Raw genomic sequence first — 24,151 nt, forward strand, 5'->3', positions numbered from 1 at the left:
GTAGTTTTGATGCCCGGATGGAATCGAGGGCTTGGCGATGGCGGGCGTGCGGGCGTATGACGGGCGCAACCCTGCCGAACGGAGCCTGCCGATGTTTGTTGCCACCCTGCTTTGCAATCCGGAAAACCCTTGCCTTGCGCCTGCGCTTGTCGACTCTCTGCGCAATGCCTGGGGTGGCGGGGACGCACAGTGGCTGGCACCCGATATTGCTGCAGAGTTCTCGTTGGAGCGGTTGCCGGACAACCAATGGGAGGTCTGGGCCGATCTGCAGGATCTTGGCGTTGATCTGGTGGTTCAGCCAGGGGAGGGGCGTCGCAAGAAGATGCTGCTGGCCGATATGGACAGCACCATGATCCAGCAGGAATGTATTGATGAGCTGGCCGAGGAGGCGGGTGTTGGCACGCGTGTGAAGGAGATCACCGCCCGTGCGATGAATGGTGAATTGGATTTCGACGGTGCCCTGCGGGAGCGCGTGGCGCTGCTGAAAGGGTTGCCTGTCGAAGTGATTGCTCAGGTTCTGGATCGTCGCATCACCTTGATGCCTGGTGGGTCCGCGCTGCTGGCTACGATGAAGGCTGACGGGGCCTATGCGGCGCTGGTGTCCGGTGGGTTCACCACCTTCACCTCACGGGTGGCAGAGCAGCTGGGATTCGATGAGAACCGTGCCAATACGTTGCTGGTCGCCGATGGTTTGCTCACTGGCGAGGTCGGTATGCCGATTCTGGGGCGCGCCGCCAAGGTTGAGGCGCTGGAACAGATCACCGCCCGTCTCGGGTTGAGCGAGGCGGATGTCATGGCGGTTGGTGACGGGGCCAATGATCTAGGCATGTTGGGCCGGGCAGGTGCAGGGGTTGCCTTGCACGCCAAACCATCCGTGGCCGCAGAATGTGATATCCGTATCAACCACGGCGACCTGACGGCACTGCTGTATATCCAAGGCTACGCCAAAACAGATTTCAAAGGCTGATTCTATGTTCGAAGTGGGATTTGATGTCCTGCTGCTTTTGATGGCAGCAGGGTTCGCGGCTGGGTTCATCGATGCGGTTGCGGGAGGCGGAGGATTGATCACAGTGCCCGTATTGTTGCTGGCGGGTGCCAATCCCATCACCGCTTTGGCGACCAACAAGATTCAAGGGTTGTTCGGAGCGGCCACCGCGGCGATCAGCTATTCCCGCGGCGGTCATGTCGACTTGCGGGCGCAGGCCGGATCAGCGTTGATCGCCGGCCTTGCCTCGATCTGCGGAGCGCTGCTGATATCTGTTTTGCCGACAACGTGGATCCGATGGATACTGCCGTTGCTGCTAATTGGGATTGCGGTATTCTTTGCCACCAAAAAGGGGTTGGATGACAGCGACCGGGCACGGCGTCTTTCGCCGACGCTGTTTGCAGTCACAATTGTGCCGCTCTGCGGGCTCTATGATGGCCTTCTGGGACCTGGGGCCGGTAGTTTCTACATGCTTGGTTTCGTGTCGTTGGCCGGTTTCGGCATTTTGCGGGCAACCGCACATACAAAGCTGCTGAACTTTGCATCTAACGCGGGGGCGCTGCTGGCCTTTGCTTTTGTCGCGACACCCTGGTGGGGCGTTGGATTGGCCATGGGCGCTGCGCAGATTGTTGGCGCAAGGGTCGGTGCCGGGTTGGCACAGAAACAGGGCGCACGGGTGATCAAACCGCTTCTGGTGCTGACCTCTGTCATTCTTGCCCTGCGTTTGCTGTGGGATATGGTCTAAGTTAGCTGAATTTATTTTATCATTTCACGATCTGTTGGGCAGATCTAAGGCTACATGGTAAAATTTAACCTATCCATTAATTAACCGATGTGTTATGTATGGGCATATGACACCCCTGCTGAAATCATTCTCCGCGCTGTCCGATGAAACCCGTATGGCCATTGTTGAGCAGTTGATGGAACATGGTGAATTGCCGGCGGGCGATCTGGTCCGTGGATCCGGGATTACTGCACCGGCTGTTTCGCGCCATCTGAAAGTTCTGCGAGAAGCCGGGCTGGTTGCGCAACGTGCGGATGGGACGCGGCGGCTATATTCGGCCCGTCCGCAAGGACTGCAACTGATTGCCGATTGGACTCTGTCGCGCCAGTCATTTTGGCAAAGCAGCCTGGACCGGTTGGAGGCCGCCCTGACGGAGGAATTGGAATGACCAATTTACGACTGGAACGCGACCTGCCGGTGACCCCGGAACGACTGTTTGAGTGGATCAGTCAGACCGACAAATTATTGCAATGGTGGGGCCCGGAAGGGATAACCGTTCCAGAATACACTCTTGATCTGCGCAAAGAAGGGCCTTGGTCCACGGTAATGATCAACGCCGATGGCGACAGGTATCATGTCTCGGGTGTGGTGACCCACGTGCGCCCGCCGCATTCCATTGGATTCACGTGGGGCTGGCATGACGACACGGGCGCGCGCGGTCACGAAAGCCATGTGACCTTTACCGTAGAGCCGCATGAGATCGGCGCGCGATTGGTGATTGATCACCGCGATCTGGACGGTGCCGATCAGGCGGCAAGGCATCAGAAAGGCTGGGAGTCCACCCTGCGCAAACTGACGTCCACCATTCACTGAATTTGTTGTTAACGAAGGCCCAAACGGGAGAGGAGTACCCCAATGCCACAGTTTATTTTTGCATATCACGGCGGCAAGACACCGGAGACACCGGAAGAGGGGGCTAAGGTCATGGATGCCTGGAAAACCTGGATGGGTGGCATGGGCGACGCGCTTGTCGTGCCAGGCAATCCGGTGGGAATGTCAAAGACAGTTCAGCATTCCGGCGTCGAAGATAATGGCGGTGCTAATCCGCTCTCCGGGTATTCCGTGGTTGAAGCGCTAGACATTGATGCAGCCTGTAAAATGGCAAATGGCTGCCCGATGGTGGCCAATGGTGATGGTTCGGTTGAAGTGGCCGAGATCATCGAAATGTAGGCAGCCCGCGGTACGAGCGCCAGATTTAACACCCCGGATACCGTAATAGCGCTGTCCGGGGTGTTTTACTTTTTATCAGAAAATCATTTCAGCGGAGGGCTGGATTGAACCACAGTCGATGCCACGACGATTGATCAGTGGTGCGTTGCGGTACTTCAATGTGGCAGGATGATCGGCATCCAGAACACCCAGCCCCACCAGGATGCTGGCGATGGCGCATTCGCTGGCGCGGGTGGCCCCATCCGTGATCTTGAGCGCGACGCCCAGTTTCTGCTCCGGCAGGATGGCGATGAAGACCGCTTCGGCCCCTGTTTTGATAGCAACCTTGCCACCCATAGCACGCATCAGATTGGTGCAGGCACGGGTTTCACCCGCAACCAGCTCGGGATGGGCCATCATCGCGCTTACCAACTGCTGTGCTGCATCCGCATCACGATCCGAGCGATCCACGGCTGAGGCAAACCATGCCATCGCGCGGGCCAAACCCATTACAGTGGTTGCAAAGTTCGGAGCAGAGCAACCGTCAATACCATATGCAGGGCTGGTTTCACCGGTCACTTGTTCAAATGCGCTGCGGCAGGCTTGCTGGACTGGGTGATCAATCTCGACATACTCAGGACCGGCGCCTAGGTGCTGGGACAATGTCAGAAAACCGGCGTGTTTGCCGGAGCAGTTGTTGTGCACCTGACAGGGGCTGGTGTCCGTTTTGATTAGCGCATTGCGAGCCGGAATATCATCCGGCAACTGCGGTCCGCAGCGAAAATCCTGATCGGACATCGACAGCTGATCAAGCCAGGCATTTACTCGGCTGGTATGAATTTCGGCGCCATTGTGAGAGGCGCAGGACAGCGCCAGCTGCTCGGAGGTCAGCCCATATTTTGCAGCAGCGCCGGAGGTGATCAGCGGTAGCGCCTGGATCATCTTGGCCGAACTACGCGGGTAGATCACAGCCGCTGGATCACCCCAGCTGCGTATGATTTCGCCCTTGGCGTTGCAAACAACAGCATGACCGTGGTGCAGGCTTTCCAGAAGCGGGCCACGCCAAACTTCGGTCATGGGTACGGGGTTGGTCATCACAAACGCCTTTCTTGTTGGCAATTTCCCGCCAAAACGGGCTTTCACCCGTGGCGATAGTTACGATAGTGTGTATGAGTACACAAGCGAGGGGATTGGGACCAGATGGCGAAGGCAACGCCGCATGTACCCTGGCTTATTTGAGGTAAAGACAGTCTTGGAGTTGGGACAAATGGCATCAAAACTCGTCCGCTGCATCGCGGGCCTGTGTCTGGCCGCAATGGCCACCAGCGCATCCGCACAGCAGGCGGAATCCGACAACCGTGTTGCGAGCAAAGTCGACTGGAGCGTCTTTCAAGGTGAAAGCCCTAAGGAATGCTGGGGTGTTTCAGCCCCCAAGGAGACCGTGAATACCCGCGATGGTCGGGTAAAGGCCGTGCGCCGTGGAAAAATTCAACTGTTTGTTTTTTATCGGCCAGAAACTGGTGACAAGGGCCAAGTGACCTTTACCGGCGGTTATCCGTTTGCACCTGGGTCCACCGTGAATCTGTCTGTTGGCGATAGCGAATTCGAACTTTTTACCGAGGGTGAATGGGCTTGGCCTGCGACCGCTGCCGATGACGCCAAGATTATCACCGCGATGAAGCGTGGCGCCAGTGCCGTTCTTACGGCCCGCTCAGCACGTGGCACGCAGACCAAAGATACGTTCTCGCTATTGGGCTTCACCGCTGCGGTTGAAGACGCGGAAAAACGCTGCAACTGAGGTCGTTCGGAAATCACTTCGCCAGCTCAATAAAAACGCTAACAGACCCCGGCTCGTGTCCGGGGTTTTTGTTTTTTGAACGGATCACGCAAAGCTCTGTTGAAGCGAGACTTAAGGACATACAAACCATGCGAACTTGTATGTTTTTAGCTCTTCTTGCCCTGCCGTCGCCAGCCCTCGCAGATCCGGCGATGGAGTGCAGTGAGATGGCCACTCAGGTAAAGGTGCGCACCTGTCTCGAAACGGATAAAACCCGTACTAACATGGCGCTGTCACGGGCGTTTGAATATGCGCGTGAATCCGCCGCTGATCTGGATGTATCGACTGGCCGATACAGCGCGGTGCCCGCTCTTGAGGTAGGGTAAGAATCCTGGGAGAGGTTTCGCAGTGATCACGCGATTTTGTCGGGGCGACCTTTGGTGGTGGTTCCGGGACCGGAATCGCAGTTCTGTCCTGTCGCATTAGCTTGATGCGGGATCGGGTCAACGCGCTGATGAAATACGCGCCAAAAGCGATTCGAAAGCTGAATCTACAGGATTCCTTTTGATCTTTGGCAAGAATCCTATATAGAGCTGCATCCACTCAAACAGACTGAGTCTTTTTGCCATGACCGCCAATGCGCCGATCACCCAAGACGTCCTGACCCTGCCCCGGAAGATGCCAGAGGGCGGCAAGATCAATCTTGTGGGACTGACCCGCGACCAGTTGCGCGAAGCATTGATTGCGCATGGTACGCCGGAAAAACAAGCCAAAATGCGGGTTGGACAAATCTGGCAGTGGATCTACCAATGGGGCAAGCGCGATTTTGCAGAGATGACTAATCTGGCAAAGCCGTATCGTGCCCAACTGGAAGAGCATTTTGACATTGCGATCCCGGAAGTCGTGAGCAAACAGGTTTCCACCGATGGCACACGTAAATACCTGGTGCGGATCGCCGGTGGGCATGAGGTCGAGGTGGTTTATATCCCCGAAGATGGGCGCGGCACGCTGTGTATCTCTTCTCAAGTGGGCTGTACACTGACCTGTTCCTTCTGTCACACGGGAACTCAAAAGCTGGTGCGCAATCTGACGGCTGCCGAAGTGGTCGGTCAGATTATGATGGCGCGTGATGATCTGAACGAATGGCCCGTGCCTGGTGCGCGCACGGATGAGACGCGCCTATTGTCGAACATCGTGCTGATGGGGATGGGGGAGCCGCTCTATAATTTTGAGAACGTGCGCGATGCGATGAAAATCGCGATGGACCCAGAGGGTATCAGCCTGTCCCGGCGTCGTATTACGTTGTCGACCTCGGGTGTGGTGCCGGAAATCGCCCGCACTGCCGAGGAAATCGGCTGCCTTCTGGCGGTGTCATTCCATGCCACCACCGACGAGGTGCGCGACAAATTGGTACCGATCAACAAGCGGTGGAATATCGAGGCACTTCTGGAATCGTTGCGTGCCTATCCGCGTTTGACCAACTCTGAGCGGATCACGTTTGAATATGTAATGCTGAACGGCGTCAATGACAGCGATGAGGACGCGCATCGTCTGGTCAAGCTGATCGACGGCATCCCTGCTAAAGTGAACCTCATCCCGTTCAACGAATGGCCAGGCTCACCCTACACACGGTCGTCGAACAATCGGATCCACGCTTTTGCCAATATCATCTACCGGGCGGGCTACGCATCGCCGATTCGCACGCCGCGTGGTGAAGATATTCTGGCGGCCTGTGGCCAGTTGAAATCGGCCACCGAGCGGGCGCGCAAGAGCCGTAAACAGATTGAGGCCGAGGCGGGGCTAAACCCCTGACCTCGACCTCTGGGCAGGTCCCCGGCTGCCTCAACTGAATATGAAATCCGATTCCGTCAGGGAGTCGGTGTACTTGGTCAGCTCCACCTCAAACCAAGTTGAATAAGTGATGGTGGTGGTGCCGTTTTCTTTGGTGATGTCCAGCTGGTTGATGTTGTCCAGCCACAGGGCGGACAAGTCGATCACATCAGCGCCACGGCCAAAGTCAGTGATTTTGTCGGTTTCATAAGCGTCCGCTTGGTCAAAAACGAAGCTGTCTGCGCCGGTGCCGCCTGTGAGCGTGTCGCTGCCATCACCGCCGACCAACGTATCGCGACCAATCCCGCCTATCAGGCGATCATTGCCGGATCCCCCGTGCAGAACATCGTGGCCACGGTTGCCATATAGAACATCGTTGTCGCTTCCACCGGAATAGGCATCTGTAGTGGTCCCACCACTTAGAACGTCGGCGCCATTGCCACCAAATAAGCGATCCTCTCCCAGCCCACCGATAATTGTGTCGCGACCGTCTGCTCCTCGCAGCGTATCATCGGCCTCGCGTCCCTGGACATGGTCATGGCCACCCTTGGCGTTGATCGTGGTGTTCTGATCTGTCCCTATCACTGTCTCAGAGGCGCCAGTGCTGCGGATGATGATCGGATCGCTGCCACCGCCGATGATCTCCCAGCCGTCAAAACTGTCACTGGTGCCGTACAGGTGCTGCATGGCTTGCACATCAAACGTCCCCAGTTCAGTCACGTAGGAAGGGTAGTGATTGTACGACATAACCGTGTTTTCGGCTGTGTCCGCGTGCGCTTCCAATGTGAGACCGCCATCGTGTGAGTGCTGGAGGCCGAGCGTGTGACCCAGTTCGTGCAAGATGGTGACATATCCATATGTCCCCTTGGTCATGATACCGGTGTCGACAGTCAGATCACTGCTGCCGGTGAACCCGTCCCCGGACATTGCGATATTGGCCCAACCACCCGCAGAGCTACCGGTGGAGCCAAAGGCGTTGATCATCGACCGACCTTCAATCTCGATAAAGCGGACGCCTGAAACTTGTTCGTATAGGGCGAGGCCTTCTCGAAACAGATCGCGCTGATCTGCGTCAAAAGACCAATACTCGGTCGCGCCAAATGGGTCGCTGATTGTCGGGTCAGCAAGGTTTCCTGTTTCGGTGAAGCTGTAGGTGATAACCGCTTGCGTACCCAATTCGGCCGGGGCGTTCCACCGAAAGTGGTCACCATCAAGATAGTACAACAGCGCTGAATAATCACTGACTCGAGGCATGCAACAACTCCACGTTGGGTTGTCGTCACTCTCGTCAACGAATGTGGCGTAGATTCGCCGAATTTGGGGATTTTTTTGATCTTCGTGCGCTGCCCCGTTGCGCTGCCAAGGCGGTTTCTATGGCTATTAGGGTGATACTGGACTTGCTGATACTCTCTGAAAGTTTATTTTTTTCAGCACCTTGACTGACGTTCGAGATGAATCATTTCTCGAATGAAAGTCATCCAACAGATAATGTCATTATTGCGAACAGATTTCACATTTGAAACAATTACCTGAAATTGAGAATGAGTTGAGGCATGTAAATTCTCCTCTCGGAGATCACAGCCACACCGGGGGCGCGGCAACTCTAGCGGTGTATGGGGAATTTGTCCGAGTTTGCCGTACCCTGATGGGAAAGAGCCTCGATAGCTTGCCCTGAAATTTCCTCAATCACGGTACATTTCTGCCATTTCAGCACAACAGTTTCCAAACTGTAGACAGTAAATGGAAGGGAAAGCGATCATGGCACGTCACACACCGGCCGCTGCGCCGATTGAAACCACCGTTCTGGATCTGGTGCGAGAAGAGCGCGGCAAGGCGTTAAGCCCGAGAGAATGGAAGTTTCGGCTGCGCGGCTACGGCTATGGGATTAAGGATATCGATGGCGCTCAGATCCTGACACGTCTGCCGCATGGCAATCCGCTGGGCGTTTTACCTCAGGAATTTGCCTGATCGTCTTTTGCGTTAGGCAACTTTGTAATTCGACGCGCTTCGGCCAAGTCCCCGCCACGCCCGAATGGGGTACGTGCCGGAGACAGTTGTGCGATCAGCCGTCGCGACCGGGCAGGCTATCGCGCGGCGGTGCAGGCTCCCAGTTGTCGATGATGTGGATCGCCTCCTCGGCGGTTTCAACGAAACGGAATAGATCAAGATCCTCTTCGGAAATTGTGCCTGCATCCGCAAGCGCATCCCAATTGATGATCTTCTCCCAGAAGTCCTGGCCAAACAGCAAGAACGGCACCCGTTCCATCCGGCCAGTCTGGATCAATGTCAGTGTCTCGAACATCTCATCCAAGGTGCCAAAGCCGCCAGGGAAAACGGTAATGGCACGGGCCCGCATTAGGAAATGCATTTTGCGGATCGCAAAGTAGTGAAAGTTGAAGCATAGCTCAGGCGTGACATATTCATTTGGTGCCTGTTCGTGTGGCAACACAATATTCAGTCCGACCGATGCGCCGCCCGCATCCACCGCACCGCGATTACCGGCTTCCATCACACCGGGACCGCCGCCGGTCACGATGACGTCTTTCTTGCCACCGGATTCCGTTGATTTCACGGTCATCAGCTTCGCAAATTTGCGCGCTTCATCGTAGAAATGCGACAGATCCCGCAACGTTTGCGTGCGGGCTTGGTCCTTGTTTGACGGAGCAGGAATACGCGCGCCGCCAAACATGACGATGGTGCTTTCGATACCATGTTCATCCAACATCAACTGCGGTTTAAGCAGCTCCAGCTGTAAACGCACGGGCCGCAGCTCCTCGCGGCAGAGAAAATCTTCATCCGCAAAGGCCAGTCGATATGCCGGAGATTCGGTCTGCGGTGTCGATGGCATGTGTTCTGCGCGATCCCTGTCAGAATGTGCATCACGGAATCGGCTGTGGCGATCATCATTCATTGCAAACCTGCTGTGCTATTGCTGAAAAAATACGGACTTTCAGTTCTATCGCTTTGCCAGTCTGGGCACCAGCCCGGATGAGGAACGACGACGCGAAGGTGATTGAGTTTGAACCCGGATTCGGAAACACGAGGGCTTGCGCCCGTCAGAGCAGGGCTTACGGTCAGCATGCCGACGGCACGAAGGGACTGTACATGCATTGGACACAAGACATTAGCACCGCTGAAACGCGGATCCGACCGTATATTCAACGGACACCTGTGATTGAGACCACCAGCTTTGGTTTTGAGCATCCAATCACATTGAAGCTAGAGCATATGCAACACACGGGCAGCTTCAAGGCGCGCGGCGCGTTCAATACATTGCTTGGCGGATCGGTGCCTGACGCCGGGCTTGTTGCGGCCTCTGGCGGGAACCACGGCGCGGCGGTCGCCTATGCCGCACAACGTCTCGGGTTCCGCGCCCGCGTATACGTTCCGGAAATAGCGGGTCCTGCCAAGATCGCGCTGATCCGCGCCTGCGGAGCTGACTTGGAGGTGGTGTCAGGTGCCTACGCCAACGCCTTGGAAAAGGCGCGGGCATACGAAAACGAAACAGGAGCTATGCAAGTGCATGCCTATGATGCGCCGGCGACAATCATTGGGCAGGGAACCTGTTTTGCCGAATGGGATGCGCAGGGGCTGGAGGCTGACACTGTTTTAATTGCTGTCGGTGGCGGTGGTCTGATTGCTGGTGCGATGGCCTGGTACGGCGGATCCAAAAAGATTGTCGCAATCGAGCCCGAGACCAGTTCGGCTTTGCATGCCGCACTGAATGCAGGCGCGCCGGTGGATGTTGAAGTGTCGGGCGTTGCAGCCAATGCACTGGGCGCGCGCCGGATTGGTGCGATCTGCTATCAGTTGGCGCAAGCGCAGTCGGATATGGTGATGTCTTTGACTGTGCCAGATGATGCCATCACCCATGCGCAACAGCGACTGTGGCAAGAGCGCCGATTGCTGGTCGAACCGGCGGGAGCAACGGCGCTGGCGGCGCTGACAAGCGGAGCCTATCAGCCCGCTGTTGGCGAACGCGTTGCTGTGCTGCTCTGTGGTGGCAATATCGCCCCGGATCCGTTGGAGGTGCCACATGCGGTTGTATAACCATCAGTCGCCCTTGTGTGCTGAACATCGATGTCGGGGAGGTAAGTTATGAACGCCACAATCTCGGACCGTATCTATCATGCGCTAAGCGAACGGATTGTCATAGGTGCTTTAGCCGCGGGTGAAAAACTGCGTCAAGATCACATTGCGCGTGAGTTCAAGGCCAGCCACGTGCCTGTACGCGAAGCTCTGTTGCGATTGGAGGCCCATGGTCTGGCGCAATCGATTCCGCGGCGCGGCATGCGCGTCACCGCGCTTGATCCATCAGAAATTCGCGAAGTCATCGAAATGCGTGTTTCACTAGAGCTATTGGCGTTGCAGAATGCTTTTGTGCATCTTGGCCCCGACGAATTGGCTGCGGCCGATGCAGCACGGTTGGCCTGCGATGCTGCGACGGATATGGCGGATTGGGAGCAGAAGAACCGCGCCTTTCATAGGGTGATCCTGTCACCCTGTGGAATGCCACGGCTGCTAGCGACGATTGATGATCTGCATATTGCGTCGGCGCGACATCTTTTTGCCAATTGGCAACACCGCTGGAATCAACGGATTGATACCGACCATGCATTGATTGTGCAGGCGATGCGCCGACGTGACGTGACCACTGCCTGCGATATTCTGCGCCGTCATTTGCGCCGGGTTCGCTAAAGCCAGTTTCGGAGCGTATCAATTGGCCGCTGTGAGTGGGAATATTGACGCAATCTGCACATGACCCCGGTGTGAAATGCGGTTATGTATCGGCCAAACCAACATCACGCCGGAGAGACCGCTCATGTCCAACGCCCAGCTGGAAACCGCAATCGAAGCCGCCTGGGAGGCCCGTGAGACTATCACACCTACCACAAAAGGAGAAACCCGCGAGGCTATCGAGGCCACACTAAACGCATTGGACAGCGGGTCGCTGCGCGTTGCGGAAAAAATGAACAACGGTGATTGGCACGTAAACCAATGGGCCAAAAAAGCTGTATTATTAGGCTTTCGTATCAAGGACATGGAAATGCAATCCGGCGGCCCGCAGGGCAGCAGTTGGTGGGACAAGGTAGACAGCAAGTTCACCGGTTGGACGGATACGAACTGGAAACAGGCAGGATTTCGTGCGGTGCCGAACTGTGTCGTCCGCAAATCGGCCTATATTGCACCGGGAGTGGTTTTGATGCCGTCGTTCGTGAACCTGGGCGCTTTTGTCGACGAGGGCACTATGGTTGATACATGGGCCACAGTTGGCTCCTGCGCCCAGATTGGTAAAAACGTGCATCTGTCGGGTGGCGTCGGTATTGGCGGTGTTCTGGAACCGATGCAGGCAGGCCCAACGATCATCGAAGACAATTGCTTTATCGGGGCCCGCTCCGAAGTTGTTGAAGGCTGCATCGTCCGTGAAGGCGCCGTCCTTGGTATGGGGGTCTATATCGGTCAGTCCACCAAGATCGTCGATCGCGAAACCGGTGAAGTGATGTACGGTGAAGTTCCGCCGTATTCGGTGGTGGTTTCGGGTTCGATGCCGTCGAAGAACGGTATCAACCTTTATTGCGCTGTGATCGTGAAGCGCGTCGATGAAAAAACCCGTTCAAAGACAGGCATTAACGAGCTGCTGCGCGACTGATTTCTCAGGAAAAATCCAATATTGGAACGCGCCCTTCTCAAAATGGGGCGCGTTTTTTCTTTCGACTGGGGCTTTACCCCAGACCCCAGAGTATTTTCTGGAAAGATGACAGGGGTCTACATGTCACCTTTCTCCAAGTACTCCGGGGTGAGGCCCTATGGCCGAGGGGCAGAGCCCCTTTGACCTCAGAGGATGCCGGGCAGGTTCAGCCCATGCTCGCGCGCGCAATCCTTGGCGATATCGTATCCTGCATCCGCGTGGCGCATCACACCCGTCGCTGGATCGTTCCATAATACGCGACCAATGCGGCGGTCTGCGTCTTCGCTGCCGTCGCAGCAGATCACCACGCCGGAATGCTGCGAAAAGCCCATGCCGACACCGCCGCCATGGTGCAGCGACACCCAGGTGGCACCCGATGCGGTATTCAGAAGCGCATTCAGCAGTGGCCAGTCGGAAACCGCATCGGAACCGTCCATCATCGCCTCAGTCTCGCGGTTGGGCGACGCCACCGAGCCGCTATCCAGATGGTCACGCCCAATCACCACCGGTGCCGACAGCTCACCCGTGCGGACCATTTCGTTGAACGCCAGCCCCGCCTTGTGGCGGTCGCCCAGACCAATCCAGCAGATCCGCGCTGGCAGGCCCTGGAAGGCAATGCGTTCCTGCGCCATGTCCAGCCAGCGGTGCAGGCCTTCGTTTTCAGGGAACAGCTCTTTCATCTTGGCGTCGGTCTTGCGGATATCCTCAGGGTCACCCGAAAGTGCTGCCCAGCGGAACGGGCCGATGCCGCGGCAGAACAGCGGGCGGATATAGGCGGGCACAAATCCGGGGAAGTCAAAGGCGTTCTCCAGCCCCTCCTCCAGCGCCATCTGGCGGATGTTGTTGCCGTAATCCACCGTGGGCACACCCATCGCGTGGAAATCGCACATCGCCTTCACTTGCACCTTCATCGAGGCGCGGGCGGCTTTCTCAACCGCTTTCTTGTCGCTCTCGCGGCGTTCCTTCCACTCACCCATGGTCCAGCCCAGCGGCAGGTAGCCGTTGACCGGATCATGCGCCGAGGTCTGGTCGGTCACGATATCGGGGCGGATGCCGCCTGCTTCCGCACGCTTCACCAGCTCCGGGAAAATCTCAGCCGCATTGCCCAGAAGGCCCACGGATTTCGCCTCGCCCGCGGCGGTCCAGCGCGCGATCATCTCCAGCGCTTCGTCCAGGGTTTCGGCCTTTTCATCCAGGTATTTGGTGCGCAGGCGGAAGTCGATGCTGTCGGGGTTGCACTCCACCGCCAGGCAGGATGCCCCGGCAAAGACAGCCGCCAAAGGCTGCGCGCCGCCCATGCCGCCCAAGCCACCGGTCAGGATCCACTTGCCCTTAAGGCTGCCGCCAAAATGCTGGCGGCCGGCTTCGGCAAAGGTCTCATAGGTGCCCTGCACGATGCCCTGCGTGCCGATGTAGATCCAGGACCCTGCGGTCATCTGGCCGTACATCATCAGGCCCTTCTTATCGAGCTCGTTGAAATGATCCCAATTGGCCCAATGCGGCACCAGATTGGAGTTGGCGATCAGCACCCGCGGCGCGTCCTTGTGGGTCTGGAACACGCCGACCGGCTTGCCCGACTGCACCATCAAGGTCTGGTCTTCCTCCAGGTTTTTCAGGGTCTCGACGATCAGGTCGAAATCCTGCCAGGTGCGCGCGGCGCGACCGATGCCGCCATAAACCACCAGCTCATGCGGGTTTTCGGCCACATCGGGATGCAGGTTGTTCATCATCATCCGCATCGGCGCCTCGGTCATCCAGGATTTGGCGGTGATTTCCGGGCCCGTGGGCGGGAAGATGTCGCGGGTGTTCTTGCGGGGATCGCTCATGCCGAGGGCCTCCAGTTTTTGAGATCTGTCAGAATTTTGGCGAGATGGGCGCGCAAAACGTCCGCGCGTTCGGGCAGATAGGTCCAGGGCGGGCTTTCCTGGCAGTAGGTGGCCTGCGCCAGCTCCATCTGGATGGCGTGCAGACCATCTGCGGGCCACCCGTAATGGCGGGTGCTCCAGCCGCCCTTGAAACGCCCGTTGAGAGTGGAGGTGTAGCCCTCCGCCGCTTCGCAATGGGCCACGGTCAGCGCCTCGATTTCGGGGTCGCAAGTCGTGCCCATGTTGGTGCCGGTGTTGAAATCCGGCAATCGGCCCTCGAACAGAAAAGGAATATCGCCGCGGATCGAGTGGCAATCATAGAGAATCGCAAAGCCGTGGACCGCCTTCACCCGCTCCAGCTCTGCCGCCAGTGCCGCGTGATAGGGCGCATGATAAGCATCGCGGCGGCGGGCGGTTTCCGCCTCGTCCGGTTCTTGCCCCTCGCGCCAGATCGGCAACCCGTCAAAATCCGTGAGCGGTACCAAAGTGGTGGTGTTTTGCCCGGGATAGAGACTGATACCACCCGGATCGCGGTTCACGTCGATCACATAGCGGTGGATGGGGGTGCGAACGGTTGTCACCTCCTCCACCAGCCCGGCATAGAGGTCGTGGATATGCCAGTCGGTGTCGGCCAGCGCCCTGCCCGTCTCGTTCAGGCAGTCCCAGACCTCCGGCGGCACATCGGTGCCGGTGTGGGGCAAGCCCAGCACCAGCGGCGAGGCGCCTTGGGTCACCTCGATCATGCCGTCACCTTCACGCCTGCGGCATCCGCCACGCGGCCCGCGCGCACCATCGCGCTTGCTTCTTCGATGTCCGGTGCCAGATAGCGGTCCTCGGCCAGCGCCGGGATGTCTTTGCGCAGCATCGCCAGAACGTCCTGCAGGCGCGCTGAGGTCTTGAGCGGTGCCCGCGCCTCCACCCCTTGCGCGGCGCAGAGCATTTCGACGCCCAGGATCACCGACAGGTTGGCGTTCATCCGTCCCAGCCGCAGCGCGCCGTGGGCAGCCATCGACACGTGGTCCTCCTGGTTGGCGGAGGTCGGCGTCGAGTCGGTCACGCAGGGGTTGGCCAGATGCTTGTTTTCACTCATCAATGCCGCTGTGGTCACCTCGGCAATCATGAAGCCCGAGTTCAGCCCCGGATCCGGTGTCAGGAAGGGCGGCAGGTCGTGGCTGAGGGTCGGATCCACCATCAAGGCCACCCGGCGCTGCGCGATTGCACCGATCTCGGCCACGGCCAGCGCGATCTGATCGGCGGCAAAGCCGACGTATTCCGCATGGAAGTTGCCGCCCGAGACGATGCGCCCCTCATTCACCAGCACCAAGGGGTTGTCGGTGACGGCGTTGGCCTCGATCTCCAGCGTTTTCGCAGCCATCCGCAGCACGTCCAATGCCGCACCGACCACCTGCGGCTGGCAGCGGATGCAATAGGGATCCTGCACCCGCGTATCGTCCTCGCGGTGGCTTTCGCGGATTTCAGACCCGTCCATGATGCCGCGCATCTCGCGCGCCACGTCGATCTGGCCGGCATGACCGCGCAAGGCATGGATATCGGCAATCAACGGCGCGGTGGAGCCCATGATGGCATCCGTGGAAAGCGAAGCAATGGTCATCGAGGCCTCGGCCATGCGCCAAGCATCAAACAGTCCGGCCAATGCGCAGGCGGTCGAGAATTGCGTGCCGTTGATCAGCCCCAGACCTTCCTTGGGTCCCAGAACAATAGGCGCTAATCCAGCCCTTTTCAGGGCTTCTGCGCTGGGCATGCGGGCGCCGTCAAACATGGCCTCTCCTGCCCCGATCATCGCCGCCGCCATGTGCGCCAGCGGCGCCAGATCGCCCGATGCGCCCACGGATCCCTGCGAGGGGATCACCGGCACCACGCCGCGCTCCAACATCTGCTCGATCTGCTCAATCACCAGCCAGCGCACGCCCGACGCACCCCGGCCCATCGACAGCAGTTTCAGCGTCATCATCAGCCGTGTCTTGTCTTCTGGCAGGGGCTCGCCCACGCCGCAGCAATGGCTGAGGATCAGGTTACGTTGCAGGGTGGCGGTGTCCTTTGGCGCAATCTTGGTCGAGGCCAGTTTGCCGAACCCGGTGTTGATGCCATAGACAGCGTCCTCGCCTGCGGCGGCATCCGCCACCAACTGTGCGGCGGCCTCCACCGGTTCGCGGGCCGAGGCGTCCAGCTTGGCCGGGGTCAGGTTGCGGTAGATATCTTCCAGCGTGGACAGAGTCACCGTGCCCGGAACCATCTGAATCATCTCGGTCATTGTTTGCCCTCGTAGATATGGGTGTAAAGCGGGTTGAAGCCGATGCGGTAGGCAAGCTCGGCAGGGGTTTCCACGTCCCAGACCGCCAGATCGGCGCGCATACCCGCAGCGATTTTGCCGCGATCCGTCAGCCCCAACGCGCGGGCCGCGTTGCAAGTGACGCCTGCCAGTGCCTCCTCCGGCGTCATCCGGAACAGGGTGCAACCCATGTTCATGGCCAGCAGCAGGGAGGTCAGCGGCGAGGAACCGGGGTTGCAATCGGTCGCCAGCGCCATCGGCACGCCATGGCGGCGGAAATGCTCAATCGGGGGCGCTTGGGTTTCGCGAATGGTATAGAAGGCACCGGGCAGGATCACCGCGACAGAACCAGATGCAGCCATCGCTTTGGCGTCGTCCTCGGTGGCGTATTCCACATGATCGACCGACAACGCACCGTAGTGCGCCGCCAGCGCGGTGCCGCCCTGATGGCTCAGCTGTTCGGCGTGCAGTTTCACCGGCAAGCCCAGCTCCCGCGCGACCTTGAACACCCGTTCGATCTGGGCAGGCGCAAAGGCGATATTCTCGCAGAAACCGTCGACCGCATCCACCAGGCCCTCCGCATGGGCGGCGCGCAGGGTGGGAATGCAGACTGTGTCGATATAGGCATCGTCCCGGGTCTTGTACTCGGCAGGTGTGGCATGGGCGCCAAGGAAAGTGGTTTTCACCGTGATCGGGCGCAACTCGCCCAGCCGACGGGCGGCGCGCAGCATGTTGAGTTCAGTCTCGCGGTCCAACCCGTAGCCGGATTTTATCTCTACGGTGCTTATTCCTTCGGCCAACAGAGCATCGAGCCGGGGCAGGGCGCTTTGGACCAGGTCCTCTGGCGTAGCAGCGCGCGTGGCTTTGACTGTGGACACAATCCCGCCGCCTGCGCGCGCAACGTCTTCGTAGCTGGCTCCATTAAGGCGCATTTCAAATTCTAGCGCTCGATCCCCACCGTGGACAATATGAGTGTGACAATCGATCAGCGCGGGCGTGATCAGGCGACCATTCAACGATTTGCGCGCGCAGTTCGTATAGCGGGTGGGCAAGTCGGACATTGGACCAACCCAGTCTACCAACCCGTTGCAGATGGCAACCGCACCCTCATTGATCTGCCCATATGGAGTGTCGTTGCCGTTCATTGTGGCCAGCTTTGCATTGCAGATCAGATACGGATCAGTATCGCCCATGATGTCCTCACATAAAGAGCTTGATGGTAATAATGTATGCATCTAATATTTTTATGTCTATACATAATAAGGCCAGGTGCAGACAATTTTTGCACGTCATGCGCACATGCCGCAGGGTTGGGTTGCGGATCTCCGCCTGACGGTTGAAGAGGGGCAGATTACCGACATGCGGCCTGACGCTGTCACCCAACCGAAAGATCATCATGTCGATGTGCTGGTGCCGGCGTTGGCCAATCTGCATTCGCACAGTTTCCAGCGCGCTATGGCAGGGATGACCGAAACCCGTGTGTCTGGGCGCGACAGTTTCTGGTCCTGGCGCAAGCTGATGTATCAATTTGTCGATCATCTGACGCCAGAACAATACGAGGCGATTACCGCACTGGTCTTCATGGAGATGCTGGAGGCTGGATACGCCTCTGTTAGGGAATTCCACTATGTGCATCACCAGCCTGGTGGGCAGCCCTATGAGGTGCTGGGCGAACTGAGCCACCGGGTGTTCGCAGCCGCAGCGGAAACCGGCATCGGTCTGACGTATCTGCCGTTGCTCTATAGCTATGGCGGGGCTGGTCAGGTGACGCTGATTGGTGTCTGATCCACGCCACCCATATGACGGAACGTGAACCCCGTGATCTGGTGGAGAGCGGAGCCATCGCAGGTCTTTGCCCGATCACCGAATCCAATCTTGGTGGTGGTCCTTTCAACGGGGCATCATATCTGGGTCACGGAGGCCGCTTTGGCGTTGGGTCCGATTCGAATGTTCGAGTCTCTCTGCGGAGAGCTGCGTACGCTGGAATACTCCCAGCGGCTCCGTGATCTGGCGCGCAATGTGATGGTGCCGGGCGAGGGGTCTGTTGGCGTTTAACAGCGATACACCCAGCCTCTGCGCATTGCGGCCAGACCAGCTATTGGACGGTTTGTGTTTTGCAGCTAATGGTTCTGCAGTCAGTGATGTCTGGTCGGCAGGCCGCCATGTTGTCACTGCAGGACGTCATCTACAACGCAATCAGATCATTTCGCGCTACAAGTCCGCGGTTGCCGCCCTGTTGAGTGCGCTTTAACAAGATCATCATCATCATCATCATCATCATCACCGGCGGTGAGAATTTGTCCTCTGCCGCTGCGTGCTTGTCTCTAAGGGCGGACGACTAACGTGACAGATCGGCAAAAAATCAGCTTTCAAGATGTGCGTGACGAGGTTCTTGAACGTATCCACAACCGTGTCTGGGGCCAGGGCGATCTGTTGCCGACAGAGCAAGATCTGTCTGAGGAATTCGGGTGTGCCCGTGCCACTGTGAACCGCGCCCTGCGTGAATTGGCAGAGCGTGGCATCATCGACCGTAAACGCAAGAGTGGCACGCGAGTGGCATTGTCACCCGTGAAACAAGCCAAGCTTGAGATCACGTTAACCCGTCAGTTGATCGAGGATCGAAACGCCACATATCGCTATGCTTTGGTGCGCTGCCATCAGGTATCAGCGCCGGGTTGGTTGGCCTCGCAGGTGGGGCTGACACCGTGCGCGCCGGTTCTACATGTGCAGGCCATGCACTATGGCAACAACCAGCCGTTTCAGTTCGAGGATCGCTGGATCAATATCTCTGCCGTTCCCAAGGTGACAGACGCCGACTTCAGCGCCGTTGGGCCCAATGAATGGCTTCTGGCCGAAGTGCCGTTTTCTACCGCGGAGCTTAGCTTTGGCGCTATTTCTGCGGATGAAGATCTGGCCGAGTATCTAAGCTGTGCGGTTGGTGCGCCCCTGTTTCAGATGGAGCGCACGACCTGGTTTCAGGCTCAACCAGTTACATTTGTACGGATGAGCTTTCATCCCGGTTATCAGATGCGCAGCCGTTACTGAAACAGCGGGCCGAGCAGCTTTTGTACGTGACCAGAGCTCTCTAGCGTCTGTTCGCCAGGATGATAGATCTTACTTTCGAGGCCGTCACGGCAGATGAGTTGGTGCTGATCAAACAGAAAATGCACATCGGGCCCAGTGGCCATAAGGGAAACAAATAAATAAGCTGGGGATGATAAGCGTTGATCAGCCTGAATGGTATTCAGACGCTTGAAATCTTATCGGCGTAAATGATTCGCAGAGTTATGTCTGCCATTTCAGTGTGACATGCGGACGCTTCACAGAGCTGGGAATTGGCCTCTCGTATTGACCAGACCCATGCGGCAGAGATATGGCGGCGCCATGGAAAAAAAGAAAATCTCCCGTCAGCAGGTTTACACGCTTGTGGTTCAGATCGGTCGCAAGGATGGCGATGGCTTGCCAGTGGGTGCAACCGGAGCAGCATTGATGATCTATGCCTCCGGTGTGGACGAGGCCGAGGCTGTGCGCGAAACCGTTGCGATTCTGAAGCAGGCAGACACCGCGCCGTTGGATGTGACCGGATATGGAACATTGGCTGACCGCGAAGCTGAAGATCATGATATTTCAGAGGAGGAGCGTGCATTGATGCAACGCGCCTTGGATGAAAACTCGGTGATCGTTGCGCAAATGACCCCGTTTTTTGAAGACGGTCCGCCAACACTACACTAGTCAGAACGGGTCTTTGGCAAGGGCACCTGCGAGACCGCTTTGGTAGTGTCAGTGGCCGTGGTGACCGTACAGTGGGTCGGATCAGGGGGCTTTGCCGAACCATTTGCGATAGATGTCGTCGTATTCACCGTTTTCACGCATAGCAAGCAGGGCGCGATTTATCTCTTCCAGATGCGGCGACCTATCGGGCAGCAACAACCCATAGTCCTCGCGCAGGAATACCTGACCGACCGCGCGGCCGTACACGCGCCCCTCGTCCTCCATATAGTGATCAAGGACTGGCGCATCAAAAACCACGACGCGGCTTTTGCCGTCTTCGAAATCGGCGAGCAGATCCGCCAGATCCGAATAGCCACTATAGCCTATGTCACGTCGGTCAAGGAAACGCGCAGCGGTCGAATCCGCCAGCGTCCCGACGTCTTTGTCATAGAGATCGTTGACAGAATTGATCGACCCGCTGATCGCTTCCACGGTCATTACGGCGGTGATCTTGGCCACGAAAAGCGACACAACGAACAGTGAGGACACCACCAGAACCACGCCAAAGATCCTACCGATCGGCGTGCGAGGTACCCGCTCCTCAAATCCGCCATTGACCACGAGGTTCAGCGCCCACCAGAAGGATGGGAACCAGGCCTCCTTGAGCGGGCGATCAAAATAGGGCTGCGCGCGGCGTTCCAGCCCCCACATCATCATCCCACCCCCCATAAGCAGTACGACCGCGATGGCGATGGCGATCATTAGATCAGCAGAGAACAGCACCCGGAACAGCGAGGGCGTGCGGACGTCAGCCGCGGCCACCATAATGCGCAGGCCGCTTTCGAATATGGGATGGCTGAAATCCATATCCGTTTCGCGCGCTGCAGTTATGGAAATATTGGCGGCCGCCATGTCAACACGGCCGTCTTTCACCATATCCAGCATTTCGCCAAAGGTCTCAGCGCGCACCAGCTGATAGGTCCAGCCTAGCCGATCCGTCAGGCTGCGCACCAAATCAATGGAAAACCCTGTATCCCGATCCCCTTCCATCATCGAAAATGGCGGGCGGGTGACAGTGCTGACAGTCAGGGTTTCAGCCGTCGCGGCGAGGCCCCACAGCAGGTAGATCAAGGCAAGAGGGGCAATAAGACGGCGCAAGTGAACGATAAGACCCTAAGAGACATCACTCGTTTGGTCCTTAGAATGTCCTAAAGATTCAGGCAAGTGTCGCGGTCAGGCGATCCGTCGTTCTGCCAGTACTGCGACATCAAAGCTGCGCAGCAGCGGAGCTGAATCGGGCACATGTTCAGGCAGGCAGCTGCGATCCAGATATGCAAAAGCACTGGCAGCCAAACCGTCGCGATCCCGGCGCAACCGGCCCAGATTCAAGCTTTCAACTGCGGTACCTTCGGCCAGAAAGCGTTGATGGCGTGGTAGAATAAGCTGCGCAAGACTGGTTAGCGGGGTTGCTTCACCAGAGGTGGTGTTGCGTCTTTCGAGCGTATGGTCTGTGACCATGGCCGTGCCCTGTAGGGCAGCGGCCGTCAGCCGTACGTCAGGGCGGCCAAAAAGATACTCAACATCTGCTCCCGAAACCACCAGCCGCTGATGTGGCGCGACCACCAGGTCCCCTGTCAGGCCGAAGTAAGGCGCGCGCAGGCGCAGCAGTTTATCGTGTCCGAGTGGGGGAACCCGTCGGCTTATGCAGTGCAGAATAGGAACCGAGTCGCCTTCGGGCGTCAGAACAAGATCGCCGCGCTTCAGAGCACTCAGCGGTCGTGTGCCTTCGGGTGTGGCGATGCGGGCCTCTGGTGCAAGACCGCATAGCGGCGCGAGCGGCTCGATCTGGGTGCTGAAGCTGGCTGAAAGCAGCCCGCTTGCCCTGCCAGCAGCGGGCAGATTCGCCAACAGTGCAACAGCGTCTTCGAACTGCAACGGGGGCGGTGATGATATATCTGCGGTCGTGATTGCCGCACCAGCAGAGGAGATCATCGCAAGGCGCCCCCAGCGCGCGGGACTATCCCAGGCGTAAACCAGCCGCGCGGCACCGCCGCTGATCGGGACTGGGTGGGGGGCTGTTATGGATTGGTGGATGTGACACCCAGGTTGGCAAAGCGTCAGGGTAACTGTTCGGTCCGCACTGCGATCCAGTCTTAGGGTCAGGGGCCAATTGCAGCGGTTATCACGGCCTCGCGTCAATTCCAGCAAAGGGCCGCCGCCAGTCTTTGCTTCGTCTAGCAGAAGATCCACGCACAGGCTGCCCTGCGTAAGCAGCATCCCGGCGGAATAGCCGTCAGGATGGTCGCCCACAGGCATTGCCATAGCAATACCATTCTGTTCCGGACTGCGGGTGGCCAGCCATGTCATTGGATCAACGATTCCCGAGGGCAGAGCATAGCAGCTGTGCCTCATAGCTGCGCAGACTGAGCCGCGCTGCAGGCCCATATCCGATGCCGGTCATCGGGTCCAGTTCAGGAAACAACATTCGCAGCTCATCCTGCACACCAGCGTCAAAAAGCCGACTGGTCTGCGGGCCGGGGAGAAAGCTCTCGGTGGGCAGACCCTCACTGATCACCAACTGATGATCATCGAACATCACATGGACATAGGTGACCATGCCGCCGGGTTGCCGTCTGATCGAATGATCGTTGATCAGATCCTTGGCCGCAACGAGAACCTCATGCGTGCCAAACATCATTTCGGCCACCCCATCGCGTAGCAAAACCCGGTGCTGCGGCGAAATCCACAGCTCGTCGTGGGTCCCCAGAGCGTTGGCCTTTATCCGGATAGGGGCAAAGCTTCCTGTGGCCGCGACACGCTTGGAGCCGATCCAGCGCACGGGCTGCAACCCGTTGTCGCGGGTCATCACCAGGTCGCCGGGGCGCAGTTCTTCTACCGGCACCAGCCCTTGCGCCGTTAACAGGCGGCTGCTTTCGACAAAACAGGGAATGCTTGTCGCCTCGACGTATCCGACATCGCTGTTGGTGCCGTTGCTGGCCGTGTAGGTGAATGCAAAATCCTCAACATCGCCATCGCCGATGAGGGTCAGGGTGCCATTGGCATTCAGCTGTACCTGTTGGCCTGTGCCCAGAGTGATGACGTCACCCGCTACCACGGCCACGCCATTGACATGCGTGATGGTCAACGCACTTGCCGAGCCGTTGGTGTCATTCGACAAGACATCAATCGTCCTGGTGCCGTTTGGATCAACAAGCGCAAAGTCGCGCTCGGCGATGACATCAGTTTGTACCGAACCAGCAGCGATAAGCAGGTTGCTGTCATAGCTGCCGTCGGACACATCGGCGATGCCAATACGGATCGAATTCTCTTCCCCTGGGTCCACTTGCATGGTCAGGGTCATGGTTACGGTCAGCCCGTCCATTTCGGTGTTGTAGTCACTATCAGCGTTGTCGAGGTAGATATTGGCATTGGTGCCAGAGTTCACATTGCCCGGATCCGCGTCTCCATTGCCGATTTCCAGATTGACCATTTCGCCATTGACCCAGACGCCGACGAAATCCTGATACACGGAATTCTGAAATTCGGGATATTCTTCCGAGGCAAAGACGAATTGCAGCGTCATGACCGACCCGTCAGGCACAAAGGTCACGTCCAGATAAGACGCATCAAAGGTCTGCACGCCCGCGGCCGCGTTGAACGCGGGATCCCCGTTAGGTCCGCCGTTCGCCGTAGTTTGGTTACTGGACTGGTTGGCCTCTCCGTTGGAGTTTGTATAGGCGCTAGCCTGACCAGTGGAAAGAATAATGCCGGTGTCCGATGGTGTTGCGCCAGGGGCCACCGTATCGCCGTTGGAATAGACCGCTGAAGCGCGGGTATCGCCAGTGTAACTGGCATTCACAACCTGAACACCATCACCAAAGATGGTTTCCGCCATCTGTGTTGCGTTGGCGTTGATGTTATATGTCAGCTCGGACGCTGCAACCATTGCCGTTCCCACCTTTGTACGATGAGACAACGCATTCAGATACTGAACGGAGACGCCAAGGCACCCGTCGGTTGCATAGCGCAGACAGCTATGCGGTAAATTGTCTGTTCTGTGGTCCCGCTATT

General features: G+C 57.9%; 24 protein-coding genes and 1 pseudogene. 15 read left to right on the forward strand and 10 right to left on the reverse strand.

What is annotated here, in order from left to right:
* Positions 1 to 91: 91 nt before the first annotated feature.
* The 5 genes from serB (at position 92) to PhaeoP97_RS17375 (ending at position 2,939) form a co-directional block, all read left to right on the forward strand.
* A complete protein-coding gene (serB, locus tag PhaeoP97_RS17355) occupies positions 92 to 967 on the forward strand; it encodes a phosphoserine phosphatase SerB (protein WP_072506555.1) in 876 nt (291 codons plus the stop codon).
* A 4-nt stretch (positions 968 to 971) separates the two neighbouring features.
* Complete coding sequence (locus PhaeoP97_RS17360) at positions 972 to 1,730, forward strand: TSUP family transporter (protein WP_072506173.1); 759 nt, start codon at positions 972 to 974, stop codon at positions 1,728 to 1,730.
* Positions 1,731 to 1,836: 106 nt separating this feature from the next.
* Complete coding sequence (locus PhaeoP97_RS17365; protein WP_072506556.1) at positions 1,837 to 2,157, forward strand: ArsR/SmtB family transcription factor; 321 nt, start codon at positions 1,837 to 1,839, stop codon at positions 2,155 to 2,157.
* A complete protein-coding gene (locus PhaeoP97_RS17370; protein ID WP_072506174.1) occupies positions 2,154 to 2,582 on the forward strand; it encodes an SRPBCC family protein in 429 nt (142 codons plus the stop codon). Before PhaeoP97_RS17365 ends, PhaeoP97_RS17370 begins: the two co-directional genes overlap by 4 nt.
* A gap of 42 nt (positions 2,583 to 2,624) precedes the next feature.
* Positions 2,625 to 2,939 (forward strand): YciI family protein, encoded by a 315-nt coding sequence (locus tag PhaeoP97_RS17375; protein WP_072506176.1) that lies wholly within the window; start codon positions 2,625 to 2,627, stop codon positions 2,937 to 2,939.
* Between the two features lie 75 nt (positions 2,940 to 3,014).
* Here the strand turns inward: PhaeoP97_RS17375 and PhaeoP97_RS17380 are convergent, their stop codons facing one another.
* Complete coding sequence (locus PhaeoP97_RS17380; protein ID WP_072506177.1) at positions 3,015 to 4,013, reverse strand: asparaginase; 999 nt, start codon at positions 4,011 to 4,013, stop codon at positions 3,015 to 3,017.
* A 172-nt stretch (positions 4,014 to 4,185) separates the two neighbouring features.
* Between PhaeoP97_RS17380 and PhaeoP97_RS17385 the strand changes: the two genes are divergently transcribed.
* From PhaeoP97_RS17385 to rlmN, 3 genes are all read left to right on the forward strand, one after another.
* Complete coding sequence (locus PhaeoP97_RS17385) at positions 4,186 to 4,716, forward strand: invasion associated locus B family protein (protein ID WP_192849670.1); 531 nt, start codon at positions 4,186 to 4,188, stop codon at positions 4,714 to 4,716.
* 206 nt (positions 4,717 to 4,922) lie between these two features.
* Positions 4,923 to 5,081 (forward strand): hypothetical protein, encoded by a 159-nt coding sequence (locus tag PhaeoP97_RS20670; protein ID WP_237028960.1) that lies wholly within the window; start codon positions 4,923 to 4,925, stop codon positions 5,079 to 5,081.
* 241 nt (positions 5,082 to 5,322) lie between these two features.
* Complete coding sequence (gene rlmN, locus PhaeoP97_RS17395) at positions 5,323 to 6,507, forward strand: dual-specificity RNA methyltransferase RlmN (RefSeq protein ID WP_072506180.1); 1,185 nt, start codon at positions 5,323 to 5,325, stop codon at positions 6,505 to 6,507.
* Between the two features lie 30 nt (positions 6,508 to 6,537).
* Here the strand turns inward: rlmN and PhaeoP97_RS17400 are convergent, their stop codons facing one another.
* Positions 6,538 to 7,779: a M10 family metallopeptidase C-terminal domain-containing protein gene (locus PhaeoP97_RS17400; protein ID WP_072506181.1), complete on the reverse strand. Its 1,242-nt coding sequence runs from the start codon at positions 7,777 to 7,779 to the stop codon at positions 6,538 to 6,540.
* Positions 7,780 to 8,283: 504 nt separating this feature from the next.
* On the opposite strand from PhaeoP97_RS17400, the gene PhaeoP97_RS17405 reads away from it, so the two are divergent.
* A complete protein-coding gene (locus PhaeoP97_RS17405) occupies positions 8,284 to 8,493 on the forward strand; it encodes a hypothetical protein (RefSeq protein ID WP_072506557.1) in 210 nt (69 codons plus the stop codon).
* A gap of 94 nt (positions 8,494 to 8,587) precedes the next feature.
* Here PhaeoP97_RS17405 and PhaeoP97_RS17410 read toward each other — a convergent pair whose 3' ends face one another.
* Positions 8,588 to 9,436 carry an LOG family protein gene (locus PhaeoP97_RS17410; protein ID WP_072506182.1) on the reverse strand — a complete coding sequence of 283 codons (849 nt, stop codon included), beginning with the start codon at positions 9,434 to 9,436 and terminating at the stop codon, positions 8,588 to 8,590.
* A gap of 194 nt (positions 9,437 to 9,630) precedes the next feature.
* Here PhaeoP97_RS17410 and PhaeoP97_RS17415 point away from each other — a divergent pair, with 194 nt between their 5' ends.
* The 3 genes from PhaeoP97_RS17415 (at position 9,631) to dapD (ending at position 12,175) form a co-directional block, all read left to right on the forward strand.
* Positions 9,631 to 10,575 carry a threonine/serine dehydratase gene (locus tag PhaeoP97_RS17415; RefSeq protein ID WP_072506183.1) on the forward strand — a complete coding sequence of 315 codons (945 nt, stop codon included), beginning with the start codon at positions 9,631 to 9,633 and terminating at the stop codon, positions 10,573 to 10,575.
* Between the two features lie 48 nt (positions 10,576 to 10,623).
* Positions 10,624 to 11,223 (forward strand): GntR family transcriptional regulator, encoded by a 600-nt coding sequence (locus PhaeoP97_RS17420; protein WP_072506185.1) that lies wholly within the window; start codon positions 10,624 to 10,626, stop codon positions 11,221 to 11,223.
* Positions 11,224 to 11,347: 124 nt separating this feature from the next.
* The gene (gene dapD, locus PhaeoP97_RS17425) at positions 11,348 to 12,175 is read left to right on the forward strand and encodes a 2,3,4,5-tetrahydropyridine-2,6-dicarboxylate N-succinyltransferase (RefSeq protein WP_072506186.1); all 828 of its coding nucleotides are present in this window, start codon (positions 11,348 to 11,350) and stop codon (positions 12,173 to 12,175) included.
* Between the two features lie 185 nt (positions 12,176 to 12,360).
* Here the strand turns inward: dapD and hutU are convergent, their stop codons facing one another.
* The 4 genes from hutU to hutI are packed head-to-tail and all read right to left on the reverse strand — an operon-like array spanning position 12,361 to position 17,562.
* On the reverse strand, positions 12,361 to 14,040 hold the full coding sequence (hutU, locus tag PhaeoP97_RS17430; RefSeq protein WP_072506188.1) for a urocanate hydratase: 1,680 nt from the start codon (positions 14,038 to 14,040) through the stop codon (positions 12,361 to 12,363).
* On the reverse strand, positions 14,037 to 14,822 hold the full coding sequence (gene hutG / locus PhaeoP97_RS17435) for an N-formylglutamate deformylase (RefSeq protein WP_072506189.1): 786 nt from the start codon (positions 14,820 to 14,822) through the stop codon (positions 14,037 to 14,039). Before hutG ends, hutU begins: the two co-directional genes overlap by 4 nt.
* Positions 14,819 to 16,342, reverse strand: coding sequence for a histidine ammonia-lyase (gene hutH, locus PhaeoP97_RS17440; RefSeq protein ID WP_072506558.1), 1,524 nt, complete (start codon positions 16,340 to 16,342; stop codon positions 14,819 to 14,821). The genes hutG and hutH overlap by 4 nt, the downstream gene beginning before the upstream one ends.
* Positions 16,343 to 16,347: 5 nt before the next feature.
* Positions 16,348 to 17,562 carry an imidazolonepropionase gene (gene hutI, locus PhaeoP97_RS17445; protein WP_072506191.1) on the reverse strand — a complete coding sequence of 405 codons (1,215 nt, stop codon included), beginning with the start codon at positions 17,560 to 17,562 and terminating at the stop codon, positions 16,348 to 16,350.
* Between the two features lie 76 nt (positions 17,563 to 17,638).
* On the opposite strand from hutI, the pseudogene PhaeoP97_RS17450 reads away from it, so the two are divergent.
* From PhaeoP97_RS17450 to PhaeoP97_RS17460, 3 genes and pseudogenes are all read left to right on the forward strand, one after another.
* Positions 17,639 to 18,620: pseudogene (locus tag PhaeoP97_RS17450) on the forward strand (amidohydrolase family protein).
* 92 nt (positions 18,621 to 18,712) lie between these two features.
* Positions 18,713 to 19,414 carry a GntR family transcriptional regulator gene (locus tag PhaeoP97_RS17455; RefSeq protein WP_072506192.1) on the forward strand — a complete coding sequence of 234 codons (702 nt, stop codon included), beginning with the start codon at positions 18,713 to 18,715 and terminating at the stop codon, positions 19,412 to 19,414.
* A 339-nt stretch (positions 19,415 to 19,753) separates the two neighbouring features.
* The gene (locus tag PhaeoP97_RS17460) at positions 19,754 to 20,101 is read left to right on the forward strand and encodes a hypothetical protein (protein WP_072506559.1); all 348 of its coding nucleotides are present in this window, start codon (positions 19,754 to 19,756) and stop codon (positions 20,099 to 20,101) included.
* Between the two features lie 81 nt (positions 20,102 to 20,182).
* Here the strand turns inward: PhaeoP97_RS17460 and PhaeoP97_RS17465 are convergent, their stop codons facing one another.
* The 3 genes from PhaeoP97_RS17465 to PhaeoP97_RS17475 form a co-directional block, all read right to left on the reverse strand.
* Positions 20,183 to 21,238, reverse strand: a complete 1,056-nt coding sequence (locus PhaeoP97_RS17465) for a transporter substrate-binding domain-containing protein (RefSeq protein ID WP_072506194.1) — start codon at positions 21,236 to 21,238, stop codon at positions 20,183 to 20,185.
* Between the two features lie 75 nt (positions 21,239 to 21,313).
* Positions 21,314 to 22,447: a Hint domain-containing protein gene (locus PhaeoP97_RS17470; protein WP_072506195.1), complete on the reverse strand. Its 1,134-nt coding sequence runs from the start codon at positions 22,445 to 22,447 to the stop codon at positions 21,314 to 21,316.
* A 4-nt stretch (positions 22,448 to 22,451) separates the two neighbouring features.
* A complete protein-coding gene (locus tag PhaeoP97_RS17475; protein ID WP_072506197.1) occupies positions 22,452 to 24,026 on the reverse strand; it encodes a Hint domain-containing protein in 1,575 nt (524 codons plus the stop codon).
* Positions 24,027 to 24,151: the final 125 nt, after the last annotated feature.

This window comes from Phaeobacter porticola, assembly GCF_001888185.1.
Taxonomy (GTDB): Bacteria; Pseudomonadota; Alphaproteobacteria; order Rhodobacterales; family Rhodobacteraceae; genus Phaeobacter; species Phaeobacter porticola.